Here is a 19601-nt window from a genome sequence, read left to right as displayed (position 1 = left end):
CGGTGCGTTTTTCGCGCTGTGTATTGGTCAGATATTCAGATCGACATAAAAGGTTGACGGAGAAAGCGCTTGCGGCTCAGACGTTCATTAACGATTAAACAGATGACAGCCGTGTCTGCCGTGGCACTGGTGACGATCAGCCTGTTCATCGTCATACAGCTCTTTCACTTCGTTCATCAGCGCCGTGAAGATTATGCCAAACAGTTGGAGAGCATCGCCTATTCTGTGCGCCAACCTCTGACGGATGCGGTGCTACAAGGGGAGGTGCAACGTGCTGGCAATATTCTGGATAGCTTGCTGCCGGTTGCTTTTCTTAGCCGGGCAGATGTATTGCTGCCGGATGATTTTCAGACGCTACACGCCAATTTCCCGAGAGAACGCCCGGTGCCGGACTGGATCGCGCGGGTCTTTAAGCTGCCGATCCGTATCTCTATTCCGCTTTATTCGCCGCCGCAGACGCAATATTCGGCACCGCTGGCGCATCTGGTCTTGCAGGCAGATTCCTATCGGATGTATCAATTTATCGTCAGCACTTTTTCAACCATGTTGGCGACATATCTGCTGCTGGCGTTGATTATGTCGATCGCGATTACCTGGTGTATTAACCGTCTGCTGATACACCCGCTGCGTGGGATTATTGTCGAGTTACAGAGTCTACCGCCGGACGCGATGCTTCACCGACCCCTCACGCTGCCCCCTTGGCATCAGGATGATGAGCTAGGCGCGCTGGTGCGCAGTTACAACCGTAATCAACAACTGCTGGCGCAGTCACTTTCTGCCGAAACGGAAGGGGCGGGTTTGCCGGACAACGCGCAGTTTATACGACGCCTTGAACAGCGTCTGGCGGAGGCCACCCCGTTTAGCCTGCTCGTTTTTGGGCTTGATGCCTCCGCCAGCCAGGGCGATGTGGTTGCGTTGGCTGAGCAACTCCGCGTGGTGATAGAAGAACAACATGAGGTCGGGAGCCTTTATCTGGCACGTCTTGATTGTGATGAGTTTGCCATCATCGGGAAGACGCTGGAATCTGCCAGGCAAACGCAAGATTGGGCGCAACACGTGATGCTGGCGCTCAATGCTCCCTTTTTACCTACGGGAGCGCATCCTGCTCGGGCTGTCAGCGCCGGTATCCTAACGATTACCGACCCTCGACCCGAGGAGGCGGCGCTGCGTTTGTCACAGGCGCGTTTTGCCATGCAACTGGCGCGGCGTGATAAAAAATGCGGTATTCATTTTCTCATCGCGTCGTCCTGAGTATCAAGAGGTAACGGAAATGTTACTTTTCATGGCGATGTTTCCTGAATGGCACCTTCCCCGTATTGCGGGGATTTGAGGGCTTTTTACGGACTTTTTCTGCTGTAAAAACGGGTATCTGTTACAAATAAATTGCATTGATGTTTCTTTATAACTTTTGCTGACGTGATTCAGCTCTTGTTTTTAACCTGTCGTTCACAAACTAAACTTATAAAACATTCTCAGCTTGTTATTGCAATGTTACTTTTCGGCGCAATCACAGGCGGCATTTTCGTACCCTATTCCCCTCCTGTGTTTTCCCCACCATAGGACGTATGTATGAAAACATCAATTTTTAAAAGTCTTTATTTTCAGGTTCTTGCCGCCATTACGATAGGGATACTGTTGGGACATTTCTACCCTCAGCTTGGTGAGCAAATGAAGCCGCTGGGCGATGGGTTTGTTAAATTAATTAAAATGATTATTGCGCCGGTCATCTTCTGTACGGTCGTCACCGGTATCGCAGGCATGGAAAGTATGAAGTCGGTCGGTCGTACTGGTGCGGCCGCTCTGCTGTATTTTGAAATTGTGAGTACGATTGCGCTGATTATCGGTCTGGTCGTGGTCAACGTCGTACAACCTGGCGCGGGTATGAATATCGACCCGAGTACGCTTGATGCGTCTGCGGTGGCGGTCTATACCCAACAGGCTTCGCAACAGGGGCTGATTCCATTCCTGATGGATGTGATCCCGGCGAGCGTGGTCGGGGCGTTTGCCAGCGGTAATATCTTGCAGGTTCTGCTGTTTGCTGTGATGTTTGGCTTTGCGCTGCACCGTCTGGGGCCAAAGGGCAAAGTCATTTTTGATGTGATCGACAGCTTCTCCAAGGTCATTTTCGGCGTCATTAACATGATCATGAAATTGGCGCCTTTGGGTGCGTTCGGTGCGATGGCCTTTACCATCGGTAAATATGGTGTGGGTACGCTGGTGCAGTTAGGGCAACTGATCCTCTGCTTCTACATCACCTGTGTTCTGTTTGTCTTCCTGGTGTTGGGCAGCATTGCGAAAGCGACGGGCTTCAGTATCTTCAAATTCATTCGCTACATCCGTGAAGAACTGCTGATCGTACTGGGTACGTCCTCTTCTGAATCCGTACTGCCACGTATGCTGGAGAAGATGGAAAAGGTCGGTTGTAAAAAATCGGTCGTCGGTTTGGTGATTCCTACGGGCTATTCGTTCAACCTTGATGGCACCTCGATCTATCTGACGATGGCAGCCGTGTTTATTGCTCAGGCAACCAACAGCCACATGGATATCTGGCATCAGATTACCCTGCTGGTGGTGCTGCTGCTGTCCTCTAAAGGCGCAGCAGGCGTGACGGGAAGTGGATTTATCGTGCTGGCAGCAACGCTGTCTGCCGTAGGCCATCTGCCTGTTGCCGGTCTGGCGTTGATTCTGGGTATTGACCGCTTCATGTCAGAAGCTCGTGCGCTGACCAACCTGATTGGTAACGGTGTGGCGACTATCGTGGTAGCAAAATACTGCCGCGAGCTGGATGAGAAGAAACTGGACGCGGTGCTGTCCGGTAACAATAAGAACGATAATGCGGCCACGCCGACGGCACAGTCGTAATTTCAGCATCGTTTTCTAAATCAATTCCCTACGGCGTTCTGCTCCGTAGGGAATTTTTTTGTCTGTAAATTTTTGGTTTGTAAGCAAGCGGCACCAACCCAGCGGTCTCCCCTCCTTTTTTGCACATCCCCAAACGTAAAAATATTGTTAAATATGACTATTTCTACCTTTTTTGCAGATTATTTCTCCTCCTGAAGTGACATAGACAAAAGCGCGCTGTCCAAGGGAATGGTACACTTCGCGTCTTCAATTTTTTCCGTGATATATCCACGAGAGTGTGCGGTGGCAGACGCAAGGTCACCATAATGATCAACAATAACCACATTATTATGTTGGATAGCGATAAGTAGGGGTTCACATGCAGGGCACCAAAAAGGCGCTTTTCGTTGGTGGTATGTTGCTGGCCATGGTCAGCGGCAGCGTGCAGGCTGAAGCACTACAGCCCGATCCTGCCTGGCAGCAGGGTAAACTGGACAATGGTTTTACCTGGCAGTTATTAACCACGCCACAGCGCCCCGGCGATCGGGTTGAGCTGCGTCTGGTTGTTAATGCCGGATCGTTGCTGGAAAACGCCCAGCAGGTGGGCTTTGCCCATTTTCTTCCCCGTCTGGCTCTCGCGCCCGGCGATAAGCTGTCTGCTGCCCAGTTACCTTCCATGTGGATGCGTGACGCTAACGGCTCACGCGTCCTGCCCCCGGTTATTGTTTCGTACGATTTCACGTCATATAACCTGAGCTTGCCGAATAATCGTCCTGAGCTGCTGAAAGAAGCGTTGACGTGGCTAGCGGAAAGCGCAGGGCAGATGACGTTCGACGAAAAAAGGCTACAAGCTGCGCTGAAGGTTCCCGATCAGGTGACCACCTTTCCGATTAACCCGCAAGATCCGAGCTGGCGTTATCGCCTGAAAGGGTCAGCCCTGTTGGCGCACGATCCTGCTCAAGACGTCAAACCGCCGCTGAATGGCGAGCAACTTCAGCAATTTTATAAAACCTGGTATACGCCAGATGTGATGACGCTTTACATCGTTGGGCATGTGGATAACCGCAGCGTGCTCGAACAGATCGGTAAAGCCTTTTCCCCGTTGGAAGGAAAACGCGAAGTACCCGCGCCACTGCCGACACTAAGCCCGCTGCCACCACAGGCGATCAGCCTGATGAATAACAATGCCCAGCAGGATACGCTGTCGCTGATGTGGGATGCGCCGTGGCATCCGATTCGTGAATCGCAGGCGCTGGTTCGCTACTGGCTGGGCGATATGACGCGGGAAGCGATGTTCTGGCATCTACAGCAGGTGTTGGAGAAGAGCCCGCTGAAGGGTAACAACCTCCGTTTCGACTGCAACGTGTTTTATACCCGTTCTCAGTGTGCAATTCATATGGATGTACCGAATAGTGAGAGCGTTGAGCCGGGTGTGACGTTTATGGCACGTGAGCTGGCGGCGCTGCGTGAAAAAGGGCTGACACAACCAGAGTTTGACGCGTTGATCGCGCGCAAGACGGACGAGCTGAACAAGCTGTTTGCCACCTATGCGCGTACCAGCACGGACATCCTGATGGATCAGCGCTTGCGATCCCAGCAAAATGGTGTGGTGGATATTGCGCCTGAGCAGTATCAGAAACTGCGCCAGAGTTATCTGTCAGCCTTAACGCTCGATATCCTGAATCAGGAACTGCACCAGCAACTGGTACAAGATACGACGATGATGTTGATCCAACAGCCGGGTGAACCCGAAGCGAATATGAAGGCGTTGCAGGAAACCTACGATCAGATTATGACGCCAGCCGTCGAACCTGTTGCCAGCGCGTCTGCGGCAGCGTCTGAAGAAAGAAAACCGCAGGATCCCGTACCGCCTGTAGCACAGTAAAACGAAGGCCGTGGGAACGATTTTTTCCGTATGATTCTCAGGCCAGTTTATTCGGCGGCGCCACGTTTTTCTACACGACTTGGCGCCGCCGCAGTTTGTTAACACGGATGGTACTGACATCCGTGAACGTCAGTGATTATCGTGTTGGCGGTGATTACATTCCCAAATACAAACGCGGTTGAGTGGCGGTTTGTGTCACCTGAAATACGGCGACCGCTTGTACAAGTTGCTGGGCTTGTTCTTTCAGGTTTTCCGCTGCGGCGGCACTCTCTTCCACCAGTGCGGCGTTTTGCTGCGTGACGGTATCGATCTGGGTGATGGCTTGTCCCACCTGTTTCACCCCTGAACTCTGTTCCAGACTTGATGCACTGATTTCGGACACGATATCAGTCACTTGATTGATAGCAGTCATAATCCGCGTCATGGTTGCTCCCGTTTCATCCACTAATCGACTGCCTTGCTCAACCTGTCCGACGCTGTTGGTAATTAATGTGCTGATCTCTTTGGCGGCATTGGCACTGCGTTGTGCCAAATTGCGCACTTCGGATGCGACAACCGCAAATCCACGCCCTTGTTCACCTGCACGTGCGGCTTCAACTGCCGCGTTCAGCGCCAGAATATTCGTCTGGAAGGCGATGCTGTCAATCACATTGATGATGTCCGAGATTTTTTTCGAACTATCGTTGATGTCTTTCATGGTTGCTATCACGCGTTCGACCATCTGGCCACCTTCCGCTGCCAGTGTTGATGCACCAGATGCCAACTGATTAGCCTGACGTGCGTTTTCGGCGTTATTGCTGACTGTGGAGCCTAACTGTTCCATTGTGGCGGAGGTTTGTTGCAGTGCGCTGGCCTGTTCTTCCGTACGCTGACTTAAGTCTTGGTTGCCCTGAGAGATCTGGATACTGGCGGTCGCCAGACTTTCAGCATTGCTGCGAACACTGGTGACTATCCCTGATAAGGACGATTGCATCTCTTTCAACTGGGCTAGCAGGCTTACATGGTCGTGCTCCTTCACTGGGATCGGGTTCGAAAGATCGCCTTGTGCCATCAGGTTGACGGCCTGTGACGCTGTTAGAGGTTCTCCTCCCAGTTGACGAAGCAAGCTGCGTAGAATCACAGCACCCAGCACAACCGATGCTAGCGTAACGATGCCAGCAGCGAGTAGTGAGATGATACGAGTAGTAACATCAATATGTTGTTGCTCAACAACCTTCTCGTTTGCTAATTCGTCCTGAGATTTTTTCAATGCAGACAATTCACCAAATGTTTTATCCGCAGGTGTTTTAACTTCATTTTTATTAATTTCGCTGGCACTTTTTATATCGCCAGACTCAACGGCCTGTACCTGATGCTCCATCCCTTTACGCATTAACGTATACGATGATATTAATCCGTCAAAAGATGACGTCATACTGCTATCAATAATGGGTTTTAGCTTATTTAGCAGGGCTTCTACCTTGGTAAAATTCTCGGTGTTTTGGTTTTTCCAGGCAGCAATTGATGCCGGATCGCCAATAGCGATCATTCGGAGGATATTGATATCCACACGAGTAAGCAGACCATCAATCTGGCCGATGATGGATGCAGCTTGATAGTCTTTTTCATACAAACGTTGTAATTCTGCCGTGGTGGCAGTCTGGCGGGAAAGCAAAAATGCAGCCAATATCATAAAAGAGATAATGATTGCCGCGATCATCATTGCCAGCTTTTTTTTAACACTCCATCTATTCATAGATTGCTCTCAAATTATAACCGCCTGATGCTGTAAACACAGATGGCCTTGCGGCATGATCTGCAATATGACGAAATTAACCTCGTACATGAAGAATATCGACAAGTGGCAGAGTGCTCTTGAATGCAAAAATGCATGAATGTTAAAAATATTGTGTATGAATTGTAATGAAAAATTAATCCGCGTGTTGAGTTGTTGCAGCGGGAAATTGGCGGGAATAAAACCGCCCTCTGGCAATGGAAACGGACGAAGTAGAAAGATAAAAAAAGCGAGCCTTATGCTCGCTTCAGATTATCGGTAATCCTCTCATCATGGTTGCTTCTATCATGATGAGAGTGAATGTACTCTATTTCGTACCGTTTACGCAGGCATCGCGTCAAGCGGGATGATCGCGCCACGGTATTGAATGACTGTGCTGGCCGTCAGGTGACCGCGCTGTGCCGCTTCCTGCGTGCTGCCGCCGTTCAGGCGTACTGACAGATAGCCCGCGCTGAAGGAGTCGCCCGCTGCGGTGGTATCGACCACTTTCTCTTTTGGCAATTTTATTGCAGGGACATCAACCAACTCTTGTCCGCGCTCTGACACGATGCAGGAATCGGCACCGCGCTTGATGACCACTTCGCTAACGCCCAAACCGTGCGTCCGTTCCAGCACGGCTTCCAGCGGCTTCGTACCCCACAGCATGTCTTCGTCATCCAGCGTCAGGAAGGCAATATCCGTACAGGACAGGATGTCGGTGTAGGCCTGTTGCGTTTCTTCCTTGCTCTGCCACAAGCGTGGGCGGTAGTTGTTATCAAAAATCACTTTACCGCCGTTGGCGCGGCAGGCGCGCAGTAGGGCGAGTAGACGCTGACGGCTTTCGGCGTTCAGAATCGCCAGACTGATGCCGCTCAGGTAGAGATAGTCAAATTGAGCCAGCGCCTGACCGATTTTTTCTGCTTCCGGGCTGTCCAGCCAGTAGCGAGCAGCGGCATCGTTGCGCCAATAGTAGAATGTACGCTCGCCGCTATCGTCGGTTTCAATGAAGTATAAACCGGGCAGTTTGTTGTCCAGCCGCTGAATCAGGTCGGTTTTCACCCCTTCGTTTTGCCAGGCGGCAACCATCTCGGTACTGAAGCTATCGGTACCGAGTGCGGTCACGTAATGCACGCCCAGTTTCTCAGCGTTTACCTGACGGGCAATGTAAACGGCAGTGTTCAGCGTATCGCCGCCAAATCCACGGTTAAGATCCGTGCCCTTCTGCGACAGTTCGATCATGCATTCGCCGATTACGGCAATGTTAGTTGTTGTCATCACTTTTGGCCTGTTTGAAAAGGTACCCTGGGACGCGAATTATTAGGGTATAAAAACGCGAAATTAACCTCAGTCTCAACATTACGTGAGACTGAGTCAATAGCCTTAAAACGATGTTTTATTTTTTCATGACGCAGATCGGAAAACCAGCGCTTTCCCGCTGTTTTTAGCGAGGAGAGGGCGGTTCTTTCTCTTGCTCGTTCTGGTCTGTCGAAATATCGCCTTGGTAGTTCGCCGTTGCGATCCACGCAGCACAGAACAGCGTTAGGCGCGCGAAGAAATAGAAGAACGCCATCAGGCCAATGACCGACCCGAACGCGGCTCCTGAAGGAGAACTGGCCAGTTTAGGCAGCGCGACGGTCATCGCGAATTTGATGGCTTCAAAACCCACGGCGGCAATCAGCGTGCCGCGAAAGAGCGCTTTTCGCTTGGGCTTATGACGCGGTAAAACAAAAAATATCCATAGGAATAACAGGTAGTTGGCAAAGATGGAGATTGACAAGGCAATCAACGTTAACGCGGGGCGTAGCCACTCGATGCCATCCAACCCCAACGCGGTGACGATCATATTTTGCGCGGTACCCGCAACGGAGGTCAGGAAAAGCGTGATGATAAGCGCAATGACCAGACCGGTCAGCGACAGGAAATCTCGCGTGTACTGAAAGTAAATCTTCTCTTCATCTTTCGGGTTCCGTTCCCATACGTCGCGCGATTGGGCGCGAATCGCTTCACGCAGGTTTCCCATCCAACTGATACCGGAATAGAGTGCGATCAGCAACCCGGTCAGCCCGACGGTGGTACGCTGTTGCACGGCGGTGTTGACGGTACTTTTCAGCGTATTGGCCAGATTGGGATCGCTGATACTGTTGACGATTCGGTTAATCAGCCCCGTCAGCAGGTCGGGGTTGGAGGCCAACACGAAGCCCACGGCGGCAAAAGACACCATGAGAATAGGGATCAGCGACAGAAAGGAAAAATAGGTAATCGCCGCGCCAAACTGGTTGCCCATCCGATCGTTGAAACGTTCGCCTGCGCGAATCAGGTGTGCCACGCTGGGGATCGCCTGAATTCGTGCGGCCAGACGTTTGCTTTTGCCCAGAAACGAGAGGGGCTTCTGTGGCGATGTATCCCCTTCTGGGGTTGACGATGTTGATTGACGTTCCGGGTCTGCCGGTACAGGCATTGCGTTTCTCCTGTGTTCGGGATTAATTTAGTAGCATAGGGTTGATTATAACCAACAATATAAGAATGTTACTTTTCGATATTTTCTGAACGTGCGTCATACACGGACGTTAAGCGAGTGAATTTTCCATGCCAACACCTTCCCCATCCGAACCGGCGCTGAACGGTTTGCGCCTCAATTTACGCATCGTTTCGATTGTGGCCTTCAACTTTGCCAGCTATCTGAATATTGGCCTGCCGCTGGCGGTACTGCCGGGGTATGTGCATGACCACCTCGGCTATAGCGCATTCTGGGCTGGGTTGGTCATCAGCCTGCAATATTTCTCCACACTAGTGAGCCGCCCTCATGCGGGCCGCAGCGCGGATGAAAAAGGGCCGAAGAACATCGTCGTTTGGGGATTGGTCGGCGTCATGCTGAGCGGGGTATTTTACCTGCTCGCTGCTTTTAGTGACGGCTTTCCCGCCATCACGCTGCTGCTGTTGTGCCTCGGGCGCGTTGTGCTAGGCGCCGGACAGAGCTTTGCCGGTACAGGCGCAACGCTCTGGGGGGTTGGCGTAGTCGGTTCCCGGCACATCGGCCGCGTGATTTCATGGAACGGCATTGCGACTTACGGCGCGATGGCAATTGGCGCACCGCTCGGCGTCTGGCTCAACCATATTGGTGGGTTAAAACTGCTCTCTGTGAGCATTATTCTGATCGCAGCGGTGGCAATTATCTTCGCGCTGCCGCGCCCCGCAGTGCAGGTCGCACCGGGGAAAAAGATTCCCTTCCGCGAAGTGCTGGGGAAAGTCTGGGTTTACGGGATTATTCTGGCGATTGCCTCTGCGGGTTTTGGTGTGATCGCCACCTTCATCACGTTGTTTTATGCCGATCGGAATTGGGAAGGTGCGGCGCTGACGCTGACCATTTTCAGTTGTGCCTTTGTCGGCGCACGGCTGGTGTTTCCTAACAGTATTCAGCGATTTGGCGGATTGCGCGTGGCGATGGCGTGCTTTGTGGTTGAGATTGTCGGGTTGCTACTGGTCTGGGGAGCGACGCAGCCGCTGATGGCAGAAGTCGGTGCGTTCCTCGCAGGGGCGGGTTTCTCTCTGGTATTCCCGGCATTAGGCGTTGTCGCCGTCAAGGCGGTATCACCGCAGAATCAGGGCAGCGCGTTGGCAACCTATACGATATTCCTCGATTTATCGCTGGGTATCGTCGGACCGGTGGCGGGCGTACTGATGGCCTATACCGGTATTGCTTCTATTTATCTGGCAGCGGCGCTATTAGGGCTAGGCGGTCTGGCGCTGACGTGGAGACTGATGCAGCGCACGGCAGAAGGCGGAGGGCGGCCATAATAAAATATCTGAACATCATGCCTCCCGATCGCCAGAAGGCAACGCAACAGACCCTCGTCGAGTCTGTTGCACCAGTGATATCGTGTTATTTAATCGGCTGCTGATCCGTCTTGGGTTGCTTGGCACGGTAGGCATCCATGATCGGTGCCCAGTCCATGCCTAATGGGATGGGATGCTGTTTAAATAGCTCGCCGTATTTTTTGTCGAAATCAGCCCAACGCTTTTCATATTGTTTTTCTAAAGGTATTACTTTATCTCTCCAATCATCGTTAACCTCTTCGGCAATGCCTCGGGCAAGCAATAGGTCGGGACTGACGCCAAGTAAATCCCCGAATAAGAGCACCTCATAATAGCCACCGGGTGCCAGGCCAAAATAGAGCCAGTTGCGTTGGTCTATTCGCTCACCAACCTGATAGCGCTGCTGCATTTGTTGGGCTAAATCTGCCGGTAAATTCACTGTGATACGGTAACGTTTGCGATCGTAGAAGGACACCATCTCTATCAATGCTCGGTCAGGAACAACGACGCCCTCGGTAGGCAATCCTCCTCCTCCCGCCCAGTAGTAGCGCTTGCCAGTGATCCGGTCACTCAACTGTCCACCAGCCCCGCCACCAGCCTCACGATCGGCGTAAACGAGTTTCCCATCACGATAAAACTCTGTTCGAGTATTGCTAGTGATATCGATATTACTGCCAGTACCATAACTCCAGCTAACCGCATCCCTTGGACTCGGGGTTGAATAAGCTGCCAGCGAAATGCATAGCGCTACGGCCATAATAATGGATCTAAACATCATGCCTCCTGATTGCCGATCACATGCCGCCGTTCCTTGCTATTACTTCACCGGATGCTGATCCGTTTTAGGTTGCTTGGCACGGTAGGCATCCATAATCGGTGCCCAGTCCATGCCTAATGGGATGGGATGCTGTTTAAATAGCTCGCCGTATTCCTTGTCGAAATCAGCCCAACGCTTTTCATATTGTTTTTCTAAAGGTATTACTTTATCTCTCCAGTCATCGGTGACCTCTTCGGCAATGCCACGGGCAAGCAATAGGTCGGGACTGACGCCAAGTCCGCGCCCCATCAAGACCACCTCATAATAACCGCCGGGTGCCAGACCAAAATACAGGCGATTGCGGCGATCGTAGCGTTCCTGAATTTGATAAACCGACCTCATCTGCTGTTCTAAATCAGCAGGTAAATTCACCGTGATACGGTAACGCTTGCGATCGTAGAAGGACACCATCTCTATTGAAGCCTTGTCAGGGATAGGTACGCCATCAGTAGGTAGACCTCCTCCTCCCGCCCAGTAATATTTTCTATCAATGATATCTTTGTACGGTGCACCTGCGTTACATCCCCCACCGGGATAACTGAATACGATTTTCCCGTTATGATAAAAAGTAGCTTTCGTCGTACAAAAACTATCGATATTGCTACCTGAACCATATCGCCATGCAAAAGCCGAGATCGCAGGTGTTGTCGCACTGGCGGCCAATGAGACACATAGCCCCAGCAATATAATAAATTGTTTAAGCATCATGCCTCCTGATTGCCGATGATATGCCGCCGTTCCTTGCTATTACTTCACCGGCTGCTGATCCGTTTTGGGTTGCTTGGCACGGTAGGCATCCATGATCGGTGCCCAGTCCATGCCTAATGGGATAGGGTGCTGTTTAAATAGCTCGCCGTATTCTTTGTCGAAATCTTGGAGCGTCACCGTGTATTGGCTTACGCCTATTGGGAATTTTTTATCGTACCAATTATCAGTGACCTCTTCGGCGATGCCACGGGCGAGCAAGAGATCTGGGCTGACGCCAAGTAAATCTCCAAACAATAGCACCTCATAATAGCCTCCGGGTGCCAGGCCAAAATAGAGCCAGTTGCGTTGGTCTATTCGCTCACCAACCTGATAGCGCTGCTGCATTTGTTGGGCTAAATCTGCCGGTAAATTCACTGTGATGCGGTAACGCTTGCGATCGTAGAAGGACACCATCTCTATTGAAGCCTTGTCAGGGATAGGTACGCCATCAGTAGGTAGACCCCCTCCTCCCGCCCAGTAATATTTTCTATCAATGATATCTTTGTACGGTGCACCAGCGTTACATCCCCCACCGGGATAACTGAATACGATTTTCCCGTTATGATAAAAAGTAGCTTTCGTCGTACAAAAACTATCGACATTGCTACCTGAACCATAACTCCATGCAAAAGCCGAGATCGCAGGTGTTGTCGCACAGGCAGCCAATGAAACACAAAGCCCCACCGCCATAATAAAATATCTAAGCATCATGCCTCCTGATTGCCGATGATATGCCGCCGTTCCTTGCTCACGGTGGTTTCTTGTTTGTTGGTCTTCGCCGGGCTGGCGATGCCCTGATTGCTAGCGCTGCGGTGTATATAGTCATGGCGCAACGCCCGATAAACCGCCGCAGAGAGTTGCTGGCCCAGGTTCTTTATCACGCCTTTTTCCGCTGCGGCTAACGCCCAGATCTCATCCAATTTAGCCAGATTTACCGCTGGCAATTTGATGGCTCCAGACTCAAGAGTATGTCCACTTATTGTGGGGTCCCACGCCTTAAACGGCACACCAACGGCACGCCCCGCTTCCATCATCATATGGAGCGGAATGCGGGAATATTCCCCTTCCACCACGCGGCTCATCATGACCTCTACATACACAGACTTTTTATGCCCTACATTACCGTTCCTACTCAGTCGAATAAACGAATAGGGGATCAAGCTGATTGCCCCTACAGGGGGAATGGCCGCACGCTGCAAATGCGGATGAAGCCGATCAACCCAGCCCTGCGCAATTTTCTCTTCGGCATAGGCGCGTGCCTGACGATAGGCGCGGCTTTCTGTATCCGGCGTAGAAACCAGTTCTTCACACATAAAGCGTTCCAGTTCAAGGCACTCCGTCAGAGCCGGATCGCTGTTTGGATTCGGCAGGCTCCAGCGGCTGTAATACCCGCCGCCAAGATCGGAGTGCGCACCCGGTAGTGCCAGTTCGGTAAAGTGCGGGGGAATACTGGTACCAATCGCGGTAGGCGTGACGCGAGTTAAGGGGAAGTGCTTTCGCACCTCATCCAGCGCGGTTAAATGCACGACCCGTTCGGCACAATCGTCACGTAAACGGATGTTGACGCTGGGATGATACGATGAGGCAACCGTATCAAAAATCCCGACAAAGGCGATGCGCACATCATCCCGATCCGCCCAGTCAAACCCGGCTTTAAGACGGATTGTGGGTGTACTTGCCACTGCCCGCACCAGCGGGTGATCGGCCTTTTGGTCGATGACGTTAACAAAATGCCGCGCCGCGGCTGCCCCACGGCTAAAACCAAACACATCGAACACGATACGATGGATGCAATCAATATTAGGTAATATCTCCCTTAAATCACGTTTAATCGCAGCAACAATCTTTTGTTCACAGGCCAGGTTCACCTTGCCAACGATGGAGGTATTTTCACCACCAAAATCGATATCTACCGCCTTTGTCAGCATATCGTCCGTTTGGTATTCCATACCATCCTTTCCGGCTACCGGATCGCGGGTACCAATACCACTGATATAGCTATGGGCACTTAATGTCTTTGCCCCAAAAATATATTGTTCGTACAGTTTCCCCACATTAGTAATGTCATTCGCCGCACTGTCACTCACCGGGAGTTGCCCCATCTGGCAGCCCCGCAGTTCTTTCTCCCGCTGTGCCGGATCGGAACAGGTTTCTGCCAGCCACTGCTCCACTTTTTTAAGGCCGGACTCGGCGTTATAGGTGTTATTTCCCGTGCCATCAAAGAACACGCCAATGCGCAGCACATTGATCTGGTAGCCTTTAACCTCGACAACATAGGAATGTTTGGTAAAGAAACGGACACCGCCTGCTTTTCCTTCCTGATGCGCTTCTGGCAATGGCCGTTCAGGTGCGGTCAGGCACAGGTCGCCCGTGGTGGCCTTAACATGTTCACGTGGGGTTTCCTCATGCCCGAGTTTCTCTGCCACATAGCCAGGCACGGCACTTTGCCCTTCCTTCAATACCTCACGCGATTGCGCCGCCTTGAGCCAGGGTCGCGTCTCCAGTTTCACGGTTATCGGGCCAACCGCAAAACCGTGAACCAGCGTCGGCCTGTCGTTGAGCGTCACCGTTTTGGACTTTCCTGTCTCGTCAGTCAGTGTCGCTTTCAGCCCCTTAAACGAACGGTTATGCTCATCACGAATATCAATTTCTATCCAGTTATCGTAGCGTTCGCAGGGAATACAGTAAGGATCGGCTGCCATCAGTTAACTCCTATCAACTCATCATGCTGCACCATCCAGTGGTTGACCTGAGCGAATTCTGCTTCAGTCAGCATCAGCGGCGCACGAATACTCTCCAGAGAAAGCCCGACCTGCAAGGCCAAGACTCCCGCCACTACGCCATCAAGCACATCTTCCTGAAGCTTTTCCGCATTGGCTTGCCTGAGAACCGGCAAAATCGTGCCTGCCGGATCTGCATGGCGCTCCATCATGCTTGTCATGACCTGCCACAGACGCCGACGAAGAATATAGGCGTGGCGTTCGTCGTCATACAGCGGCGCCAGATGATGCGGACGAATATGAAACCAGGGCATTTCTAACGAGGGGGAAAATGGGGTATCAGGATTACGCGTAAACCCGCTGCCGTTGATCCAGAGTCCATTGCACGGCCCCAGAACGGCATCTTGCTCTGCTGGGCTCATGGCACAGAACATCGGCAGGAAGATACGAGGTTCAGAGAAACGGAACCAGACGACTTCCCCTTCACGGATCACCTGTATCAGGCTTTGCCAGTGACGGCGAACCACGTCAGCTGGCTGTTCGCTGACCAGATAAAAACCACTCAGCGCGGCGGAATTCGCCACGAATGCGGAAGACGGATTCGCGAGCAGCCAAGGACCGAGCGCAGCTTGATCACTAAACGACGTACCAGCAAAGAGCGGAAAAGCTTCCCCCTCGCTGAGTTCATAGAAACGCGCCACCGCCGAGTCATCCGCCGCCCCATCGACGATCGCAAAGAGTGTCCCTTCATGCTCTGCTCGCCAGGTATTCAGGCTCATGCTTTACCTCCCGTTGCGAGCGGGCAAGGCTTAACAAGCGGAGACATTGATTCCATGCTTTTATGAATGGCAGGGGCAGGTAGCGTTGCGGGTGGGGCCGGAGGTACTGCCACGCCACCCGGTAGCGCAGGTATCTGACCTGCCCACCCTGAGCCACTGCCAGCACTGCCGCCAGAGTTAATATTGATAGCCGGACCAATGATGCTCACGCCGCTGGGATCGATCTTGATGAAGCTTCCCCCAACTTTCAGCGTCAACTCCGCGCCAGCCTCAAGTACTATCTTAGCGCCGGCTTTCGCATGTACTTCCTGACCCGCCTCAACCAGCAAAGCCTGCCCCAGTTTCTGGTGCATTGAGGCATCGACGGTCAGTGAGAGATCCCCTTTAACATGGTCACGTTTCTCGTTTTCAACCGTCAGATGATCGTTGGCTTTGACGCGGGTCACGCGCTCATTATCAATATCCGTATGCGCATCGTGTTTGATGTGCCAGACGACGTCATTTTCAATCAGCGCGTTGAGATCTTTCTGCCCGTGAATGTAAATCTCTTCCTGCCCGGCCTGATCTTCAAAACGCAGCTCGTTGAATCCTTCTCCCTGATGCGTTTCCGTGCGCAGTACGGTACGCGTCTTGTGCGCTGGCAGGTCGTAAGGAGGGCGGTTAGTGGCATGGAAGGTACGCCCGGTCACAATCGGCTGATCCGGGTCGCCTTCAAGGAAACTGACAATCACTTCATGGCTGATGCGCGGAATAGCGATCATGCCGTACTGGCCACCTGCCCAGCCCTGACTGACCCGCACCCAGCACGAGCTCTGGTCGTTGCTCGCGCCATAGCGGTCCCACGGGAATTGCAGTTTTACCCGACCATACTGGTCGCAATAAATCTCTTCCCCTGCCGGGCCAACCACCGTCGCGATTTGCGGGCCGTCCACCATCGGTTTGTAGGGCATGGCCGCGCGCCACGTTGTTGTGCCTTTCACTACCGCAAAGCTGTTGCTCATGGTGGTCGGTTCGCCGCCGCTTTCCTCTTCCAGCGCCTGCGGCTGCTGCCCGACGTGCGTCACGCTTACCGTCTGCCATACCGTATTCAGCGTCGCATTCGGGTGCTCCGTCAGGGTAAAGGTGTTGCCGGGCATCAGCCCGGCGCAGTTGGATTCCCCTTCGCTCGTCACCGCCCCAGCCCGCAGCGCATCCAGCCGATAGCCACTGAACGCCTTGCCGCTCGGGTCGTGCTTATAACGACCCGGATAGTCGTAGTGCTGATAGCTTTCACGCTGGTGCGCCAGCTCACCGCTCATCTTCTTGTGCGACAGCCCGTAAGCCGGCGTCTTGAAGCTGTAATCCTTCAGCTCGACTTCGGCTGTGCTTACCCGTTCCGCGTAGTGGAAACGCCGGACATATTCGCCTTCGCTCAGCCCCTGTGTCGCCAGATTGAAGAACAGCTCGGGGCCTTTGGTCAGCGCCCCCGCATCGTCGGCAAACACCAGCCGATGTTTTCCTTCTTCGTATTCGAGGAAGAAATACAGTCCTTCTTCCGCCGCCAGACGGGTGACAAACGCCAAATCGCTTTCCCGATACTGCACGCAGTATTCCCGTGGCGCGTGTTCATGGCGCAGCGCAAAGGCGTAGTCGCTAATGCCCGCCTCTTCCAGCAGAATGCTGATAATCGCTTCTGGTTTGTGTGCCTGAAAGATACGGGCGTTGGTACGTAATCCCAATCGCCACAGCGCCGGGCGGACGTCCATCTGATAGCGCGTGCGCCGGAATCCGGTGTCGCCCTGCGTGAAGCCGCTGACAATTCCGCTGACCCGGCGCTTCAGTTCACCTTCATACCAAATCATCAGCTCGCACGGCTGATCCAGCACCGCGCCAAAATCCACATCTGGCAACGCGCTCGCCAGACTTAGCGCCAGGCTGAAGGGCCGGTTCAGTCCCTCATCCAGCCTGAAATCCACCACCGCAAAGGTGCCTGCCTCTAACGCACCGACCTTTACGGTGAACTGTAATCCTGTACTGTTTGCCACTGGCTTTCTCCTTATTGTTATTCTTATCCTGCTGCCACGGTGCCGCACGTGCCGACGCGTTCCGCCGCTACCCTGATGAAAAATGAAATACCTAGCAAACCTAAGTGGGATGAGAATTACGTTTAAAAGAGGGGTTCACGTCGCAGTGGGCAAACGTATGATGGAAGGGGAGCAGTAGGCAGAATAATGAAAATGTTCCCTGCGACATCCTTGGCATGAGTCCATTGATAAAAAATGATGAGTAAAAGATAGCAGGTGAAATGGAAACGCAATAGTACGAAGAAAGAATTAAAAACAATTTAATCAATTGATTAGTATTGAAATAATTTTATATCTAAATAAAAGAGGTGCATAGAAAGAGGTCTGATCTTTTCCCCATTTCGGCATAGGTAGGGTGATGCTGTGTTTCTCAGGTTAAGAGCTAAGCTGGCAGGAGCACAAATCCCCAATGAACTGGGGATTTGTTGATTAAGAGACGGGTGAAAGGGCGGGATTATTTCAGCTTCAGCGTGTGGATGATGCCTTCCGCTTCGCTCTGTGCCTGTTGCTGATTGCTGGCTGGCAGCGTGATCTGCAAGGTCAGCAGTTGGTTTTCCACTTTGCCCAACACCACAGAGGAATAAGCCTGCTGTCCGCTGCTGGTGATAATGCTGTCGAGCTGTTGCAGCTTCTTGCCGTCAACGTCGATGGTTTTGTTGGTGACGACTTGGAGATTGGCATCACGCGTGCGTTGCTGGTCTTCCAGACGCTGTGCCAGCACGGTCAGCTCTTCTGTGGTGTTATCACCGAGAATCACGATGACCGCTTTCTGCCCATTGTCATTGGCGTAAACGTGCATGTTGTTCGCCTGCGTACCGACTTTACCGCTTTGATCACGCATATCGGCTGGCAGGGTAAACGCCACCTTGCCATCCAGTAACTCAATGTTCTGGCTCGCGGTAGCTTCTGCGGCTGGTTTATCTTGTGCGCCCGCTTTTGCAGCGTCATCCGTTTTGCCATCACAGGCAGCAAGCAGGCCGACAAGCAAGCCGACACCGAGGTATTTGATTACATTCGACATAGGTTCCCTTTCTCTCGTTTTTGAAACAGATAATCGTTTTTAAATAGGTAATAACAGTATGGCACCCTATTCAGATAGCAAAAACAAGCGTTTTGTTGTTGCAAACCGTTCTTGATACCTGCGTTTTTTTACAAAGCGATGAGTGACTTAAGGAGAAAAGGCGGCGTAAATGGATAATGCTACTCGCTTAAGCGTGGGTCGAGGGGGAAACGCGGTGATGAGGTTCCCGCAGGGATACCTCGCACCGTGGTAGCCCCCGGTATCTCGTTTCTTAAACGATCGGCATTAATGGTGGCTGCTGAAGGAGTGGTAGTCCGTCGAATATTTTTGTTCACTCAGGCGTTTAAGCACCATGTTCAGCATGACGCCGTACATCGGCAGGAAAAAGGCCAGGCTGATCAACACTTTGAAAGCATAATCCACCATCGCAATTTCTACCCAGTTTGCTGCCATAAAGGCATCGGTGCTGCGATAAAATGCAATGAAGAAAAAGGCCAGCGTATCGCTGAAATTACCAAACACGGTCGACACAGCCGGAGCGACCCACCATGCGCGTTTCTGACGTAGCCGGTTGAAGACGTGGACATCCAGAATTTGGCCGAGAACATACGCCATGAAGCTGGCGCAGGCGATACGTGCCACGACAATATTGACCTGATTCAGCGCCTCGAATGATTGCCACGATCCCTGATAAAACAGTGACGACACCAGATAGGAGATCGCCAACGCAGGCACCATTACGGTCAGAATGATACGACGCGCCAGCGGCGCACCGAAAACCCGTACCGTCAGGTCAGTGGCCAGAAAAATAAACGGAAAGGTAAATGCGCCCCAAGTGGTATGAAAACCGAAAATCAATACCGGGAGCTGGACCAGATAATTACTCGACGTAATGATCAGGACATGGAACAACGATAGCCAGATCAGCGCCGTAAGCCGCTGCTGGGGAGTAAAACGATACATAATGTGACCTTTTTGGTTATTGGGGTTAGGGAACCCAAGAGATAACGTGCAGATTTATGCTGCAACGCGGCGGCATAATACGCAATTGCTTTGCTAATGCAATGTGTTTTGTCAGGAAAGGATGGTTGTTTTATGCGCAAACGTTGTCGTCGCTTGCGTCGGGAAATCCTGCGCGTAAACTAAGGCGGTTTTTTGATTC

At 52.2% G+C, this 19601-nt stretch carries 15 protein-coding genes; 4 read left to right on the top strand and 11 right to left on the bottom strand.

Annotated elements, in window-relative coordinates; all coding sequences use genetic code 11:
• Positions 1-102 precede the first annotated feature (102 nt).
• The 3 genes from AACH44_RS19995 to AACH44_RS19985 all read left to right on the top strand — a co-directional run bounded on the left by AACH44_RS19995 (position 103) and on the right by AACH44_RS19985 (position 4726).
• Positions 103-1251, top strand: coding sequence for an adenylate/guanylate cyclase domain-containing protein (locus AACH44_RS19995; RefSeq protein ID WP_261849629.1), 1149 nt, complete (start codon positions 103-105; stop codon positions 1249-1251).
• Between the two features lie 318 nt (positions 1252-1569).
• Entirely contained in the window at positions 1570-2862 is a 1293-nt protein-coding gene (locus AACH44_RS19990) for a dicarboxylate/amino acid:cation symporter (protein ID WP_261849630.1), read from the top strand.
• A gap of 358 nt (positions 2863-3220) precedes the next feature.
• Complete coding sequence (locus AACH44_RS19985; protein WP_261849631.1) at positions 3221-4726, top strand: M16 family metallopeptidase; 1506 nt, start codon at positions 3221-3223, stop codon at positions 4724-4726.
• A gap of 154 nt (positions 4727-4880) precedes the next feature.
• Here the strand turns inward: AACH44_RS19985 and AACH44_RS19980 are convergent, their stop codons facing one another.
• From AACH44_RS19980 to yhjD, 3 genes are all read right to left on the bottom strand, one after another.
• Positions 4881-6461 (bottom strand): methyl-accepting chemotaxis protein, encoded by a 1581-nt coding sequence (locus AACH44_RS19980; RefSeq protein WP_261849632.1) that lies wholly within the window; start codon positions 6459-6461, stop codon positions 4881-4883.
• 360 nt (positions 6462-6821) lie between these two features.
• Positions 6822-7754, bottom strand: coding sequence for a sugar kinase (locus tag AACH44_RS19975; protein WP_261849633.1), 933 nt, complete (start codon positions 7752-7754; stop codon positions 6822-6824).
• A 166-nt stretch (positions 7755-7920) separates the two neighbouring features.
• On the bottom strand, positions 7921-8937 hold the full coding sequence (gene yhjD / locus AACH44_RS19970) for an inner membrane protein YhjD (protein WP_261849634.1): 1017 nt from the start codon (positions 8935-8937) through the stop codon (positions 7921-7923).
• 128 nt (positions 8938-9065) lie between these two features.
• Between yhjD and AACH44_RS19965 the strand changes: the two genes are divergently transcribed.
• Positions 9066-10274 carry an MFS transporter gene (locus AACH44_RS19965; protein WP_261849635.1) on the top strand — a complete coding sequence of 403 codons (1209 nt, stop codon included), beginning with the start codon at positions 9066-9068 and terminating at the stop codon, positions 10272-10274.
• Between the two features lie 85 nt (positions 10275-10359).
• On the opposite strand, the gene AACH44_RS19960 is transcribed toward AACH44_RS19965, so the two are convergent.
• The 8 genes from AACH44_RS19960 to AACH44_RS19925 form a co-directional block, all read right to left on the bottom strand.
• Entirely contained in the window at positions 10360-11070 is a 711-nt protein-coding gene (locus AACH44_RS19960; protein WP_261849636.1) for a DUF2931 family protein, read from the bottom strand.
• A gap of 39 nt (positions 11071-11109) precedes the next feature.
• A complete protein-coding gene (locus tag AACH44_RS19955) occupies positions 11110-11817 on the bottom strand; it encodes a DUF2931 family protein (protein ID WP_261849637.1) in 708 nt (235 codons plus the stop codon).
• Between the two features lie 39 nt (positions 11818-11856).
• Positions 11857-12564, bottom strand: a complete 708-nt coding sequence (locus AACH44_RS19950) for a DUF2931 family protein (protein ID WP_425606663.1) — start codon at positions 12562-12564, stop codon at positions 11857-11859.
• Entirely contained in the window at positions 12564-14558 is a 1995-nt protein-coding gene (locus tag AACH44_RS19945; RefSeq protein ID WP_261849639.1) for a T6SS phospholipase effector Tle1-like catalytic domain-containing protein, read from the bottom strand. The genes AACH44_RS19950 and AACH44_RS19945 overlap by 1 nt, the downstream gene beginning before the upstream one ends.
• Positions 14558-15355, bottom strand: coding sequence for a DUF4123 domain-containing protein (locus AACH44_RS19940; RefSeq protein WP_261849640.1), 798 nt, complete (start codon positions 15353-15355; stop codon positions 14558-14560). Before AACH44_RS19940 ends, AACH44_RS19945 begins: the two co-directional genes overlap by 1 nt.
• On the bottom strand, positions 15352-17379 hold the full coding sequence (gene tssI, locus AACH44_RS19935; protein ID WP_261849641.1) for a type VI secretion system tip protein TssI/VgrG: 2028 nt from the start codon (positions 17377-17379) through the stop codon (positions 15352-15354). The genes AACH44_RS19940 and tssI overlap by 4 nt, the downstream gene beginning before the upstream one ends.
• A 493-nt stretch (positions 17380-17872) precedes the next feature.
• The gene (locus AACH44_RS19930; protein WP_261849642.1) at positions 17873-18439 is read right to left on the bottom strand and encodes a DcrB family lipoprotein; all 567 of its coding nucleotides are present in this window, start codon (positions 18437-18439) and stop codon (positions 17873-17875) included.
• Positions 18440-18724: 285 nt separating this feature from the next.
• Positions 18725-19402 carry a 7-cyano-7-deazaguanine/7-aminomethyl-7-deazaguanine transporter gene (locus AACH44_RS19925; protein WP_261849643.1) on the bottom strand — a complete coding sequence of 226 codons (678 nt, stop codon included), beginning with the start codon at positions 19400-19402 and terminating at the stop codon, positions 18725-18727.
• Positions 19403-19601: the final 199 nt, after the last annotated feature.

The organism is Pectobacterium araliae, from assembly GCF_037076465.1.
Taxonomy (GTDB): Bacteria; Pseudomonadota; Gammaproteobacteria; order Enterobacterales; family Enterobacteriaceae; genus Pectobacterium; species Pectobacterium araliae.
Note: the sequence above shows the minus strand (reverse complement) of the source record. Positions and strands in the feature narration are given on the sequence as shown.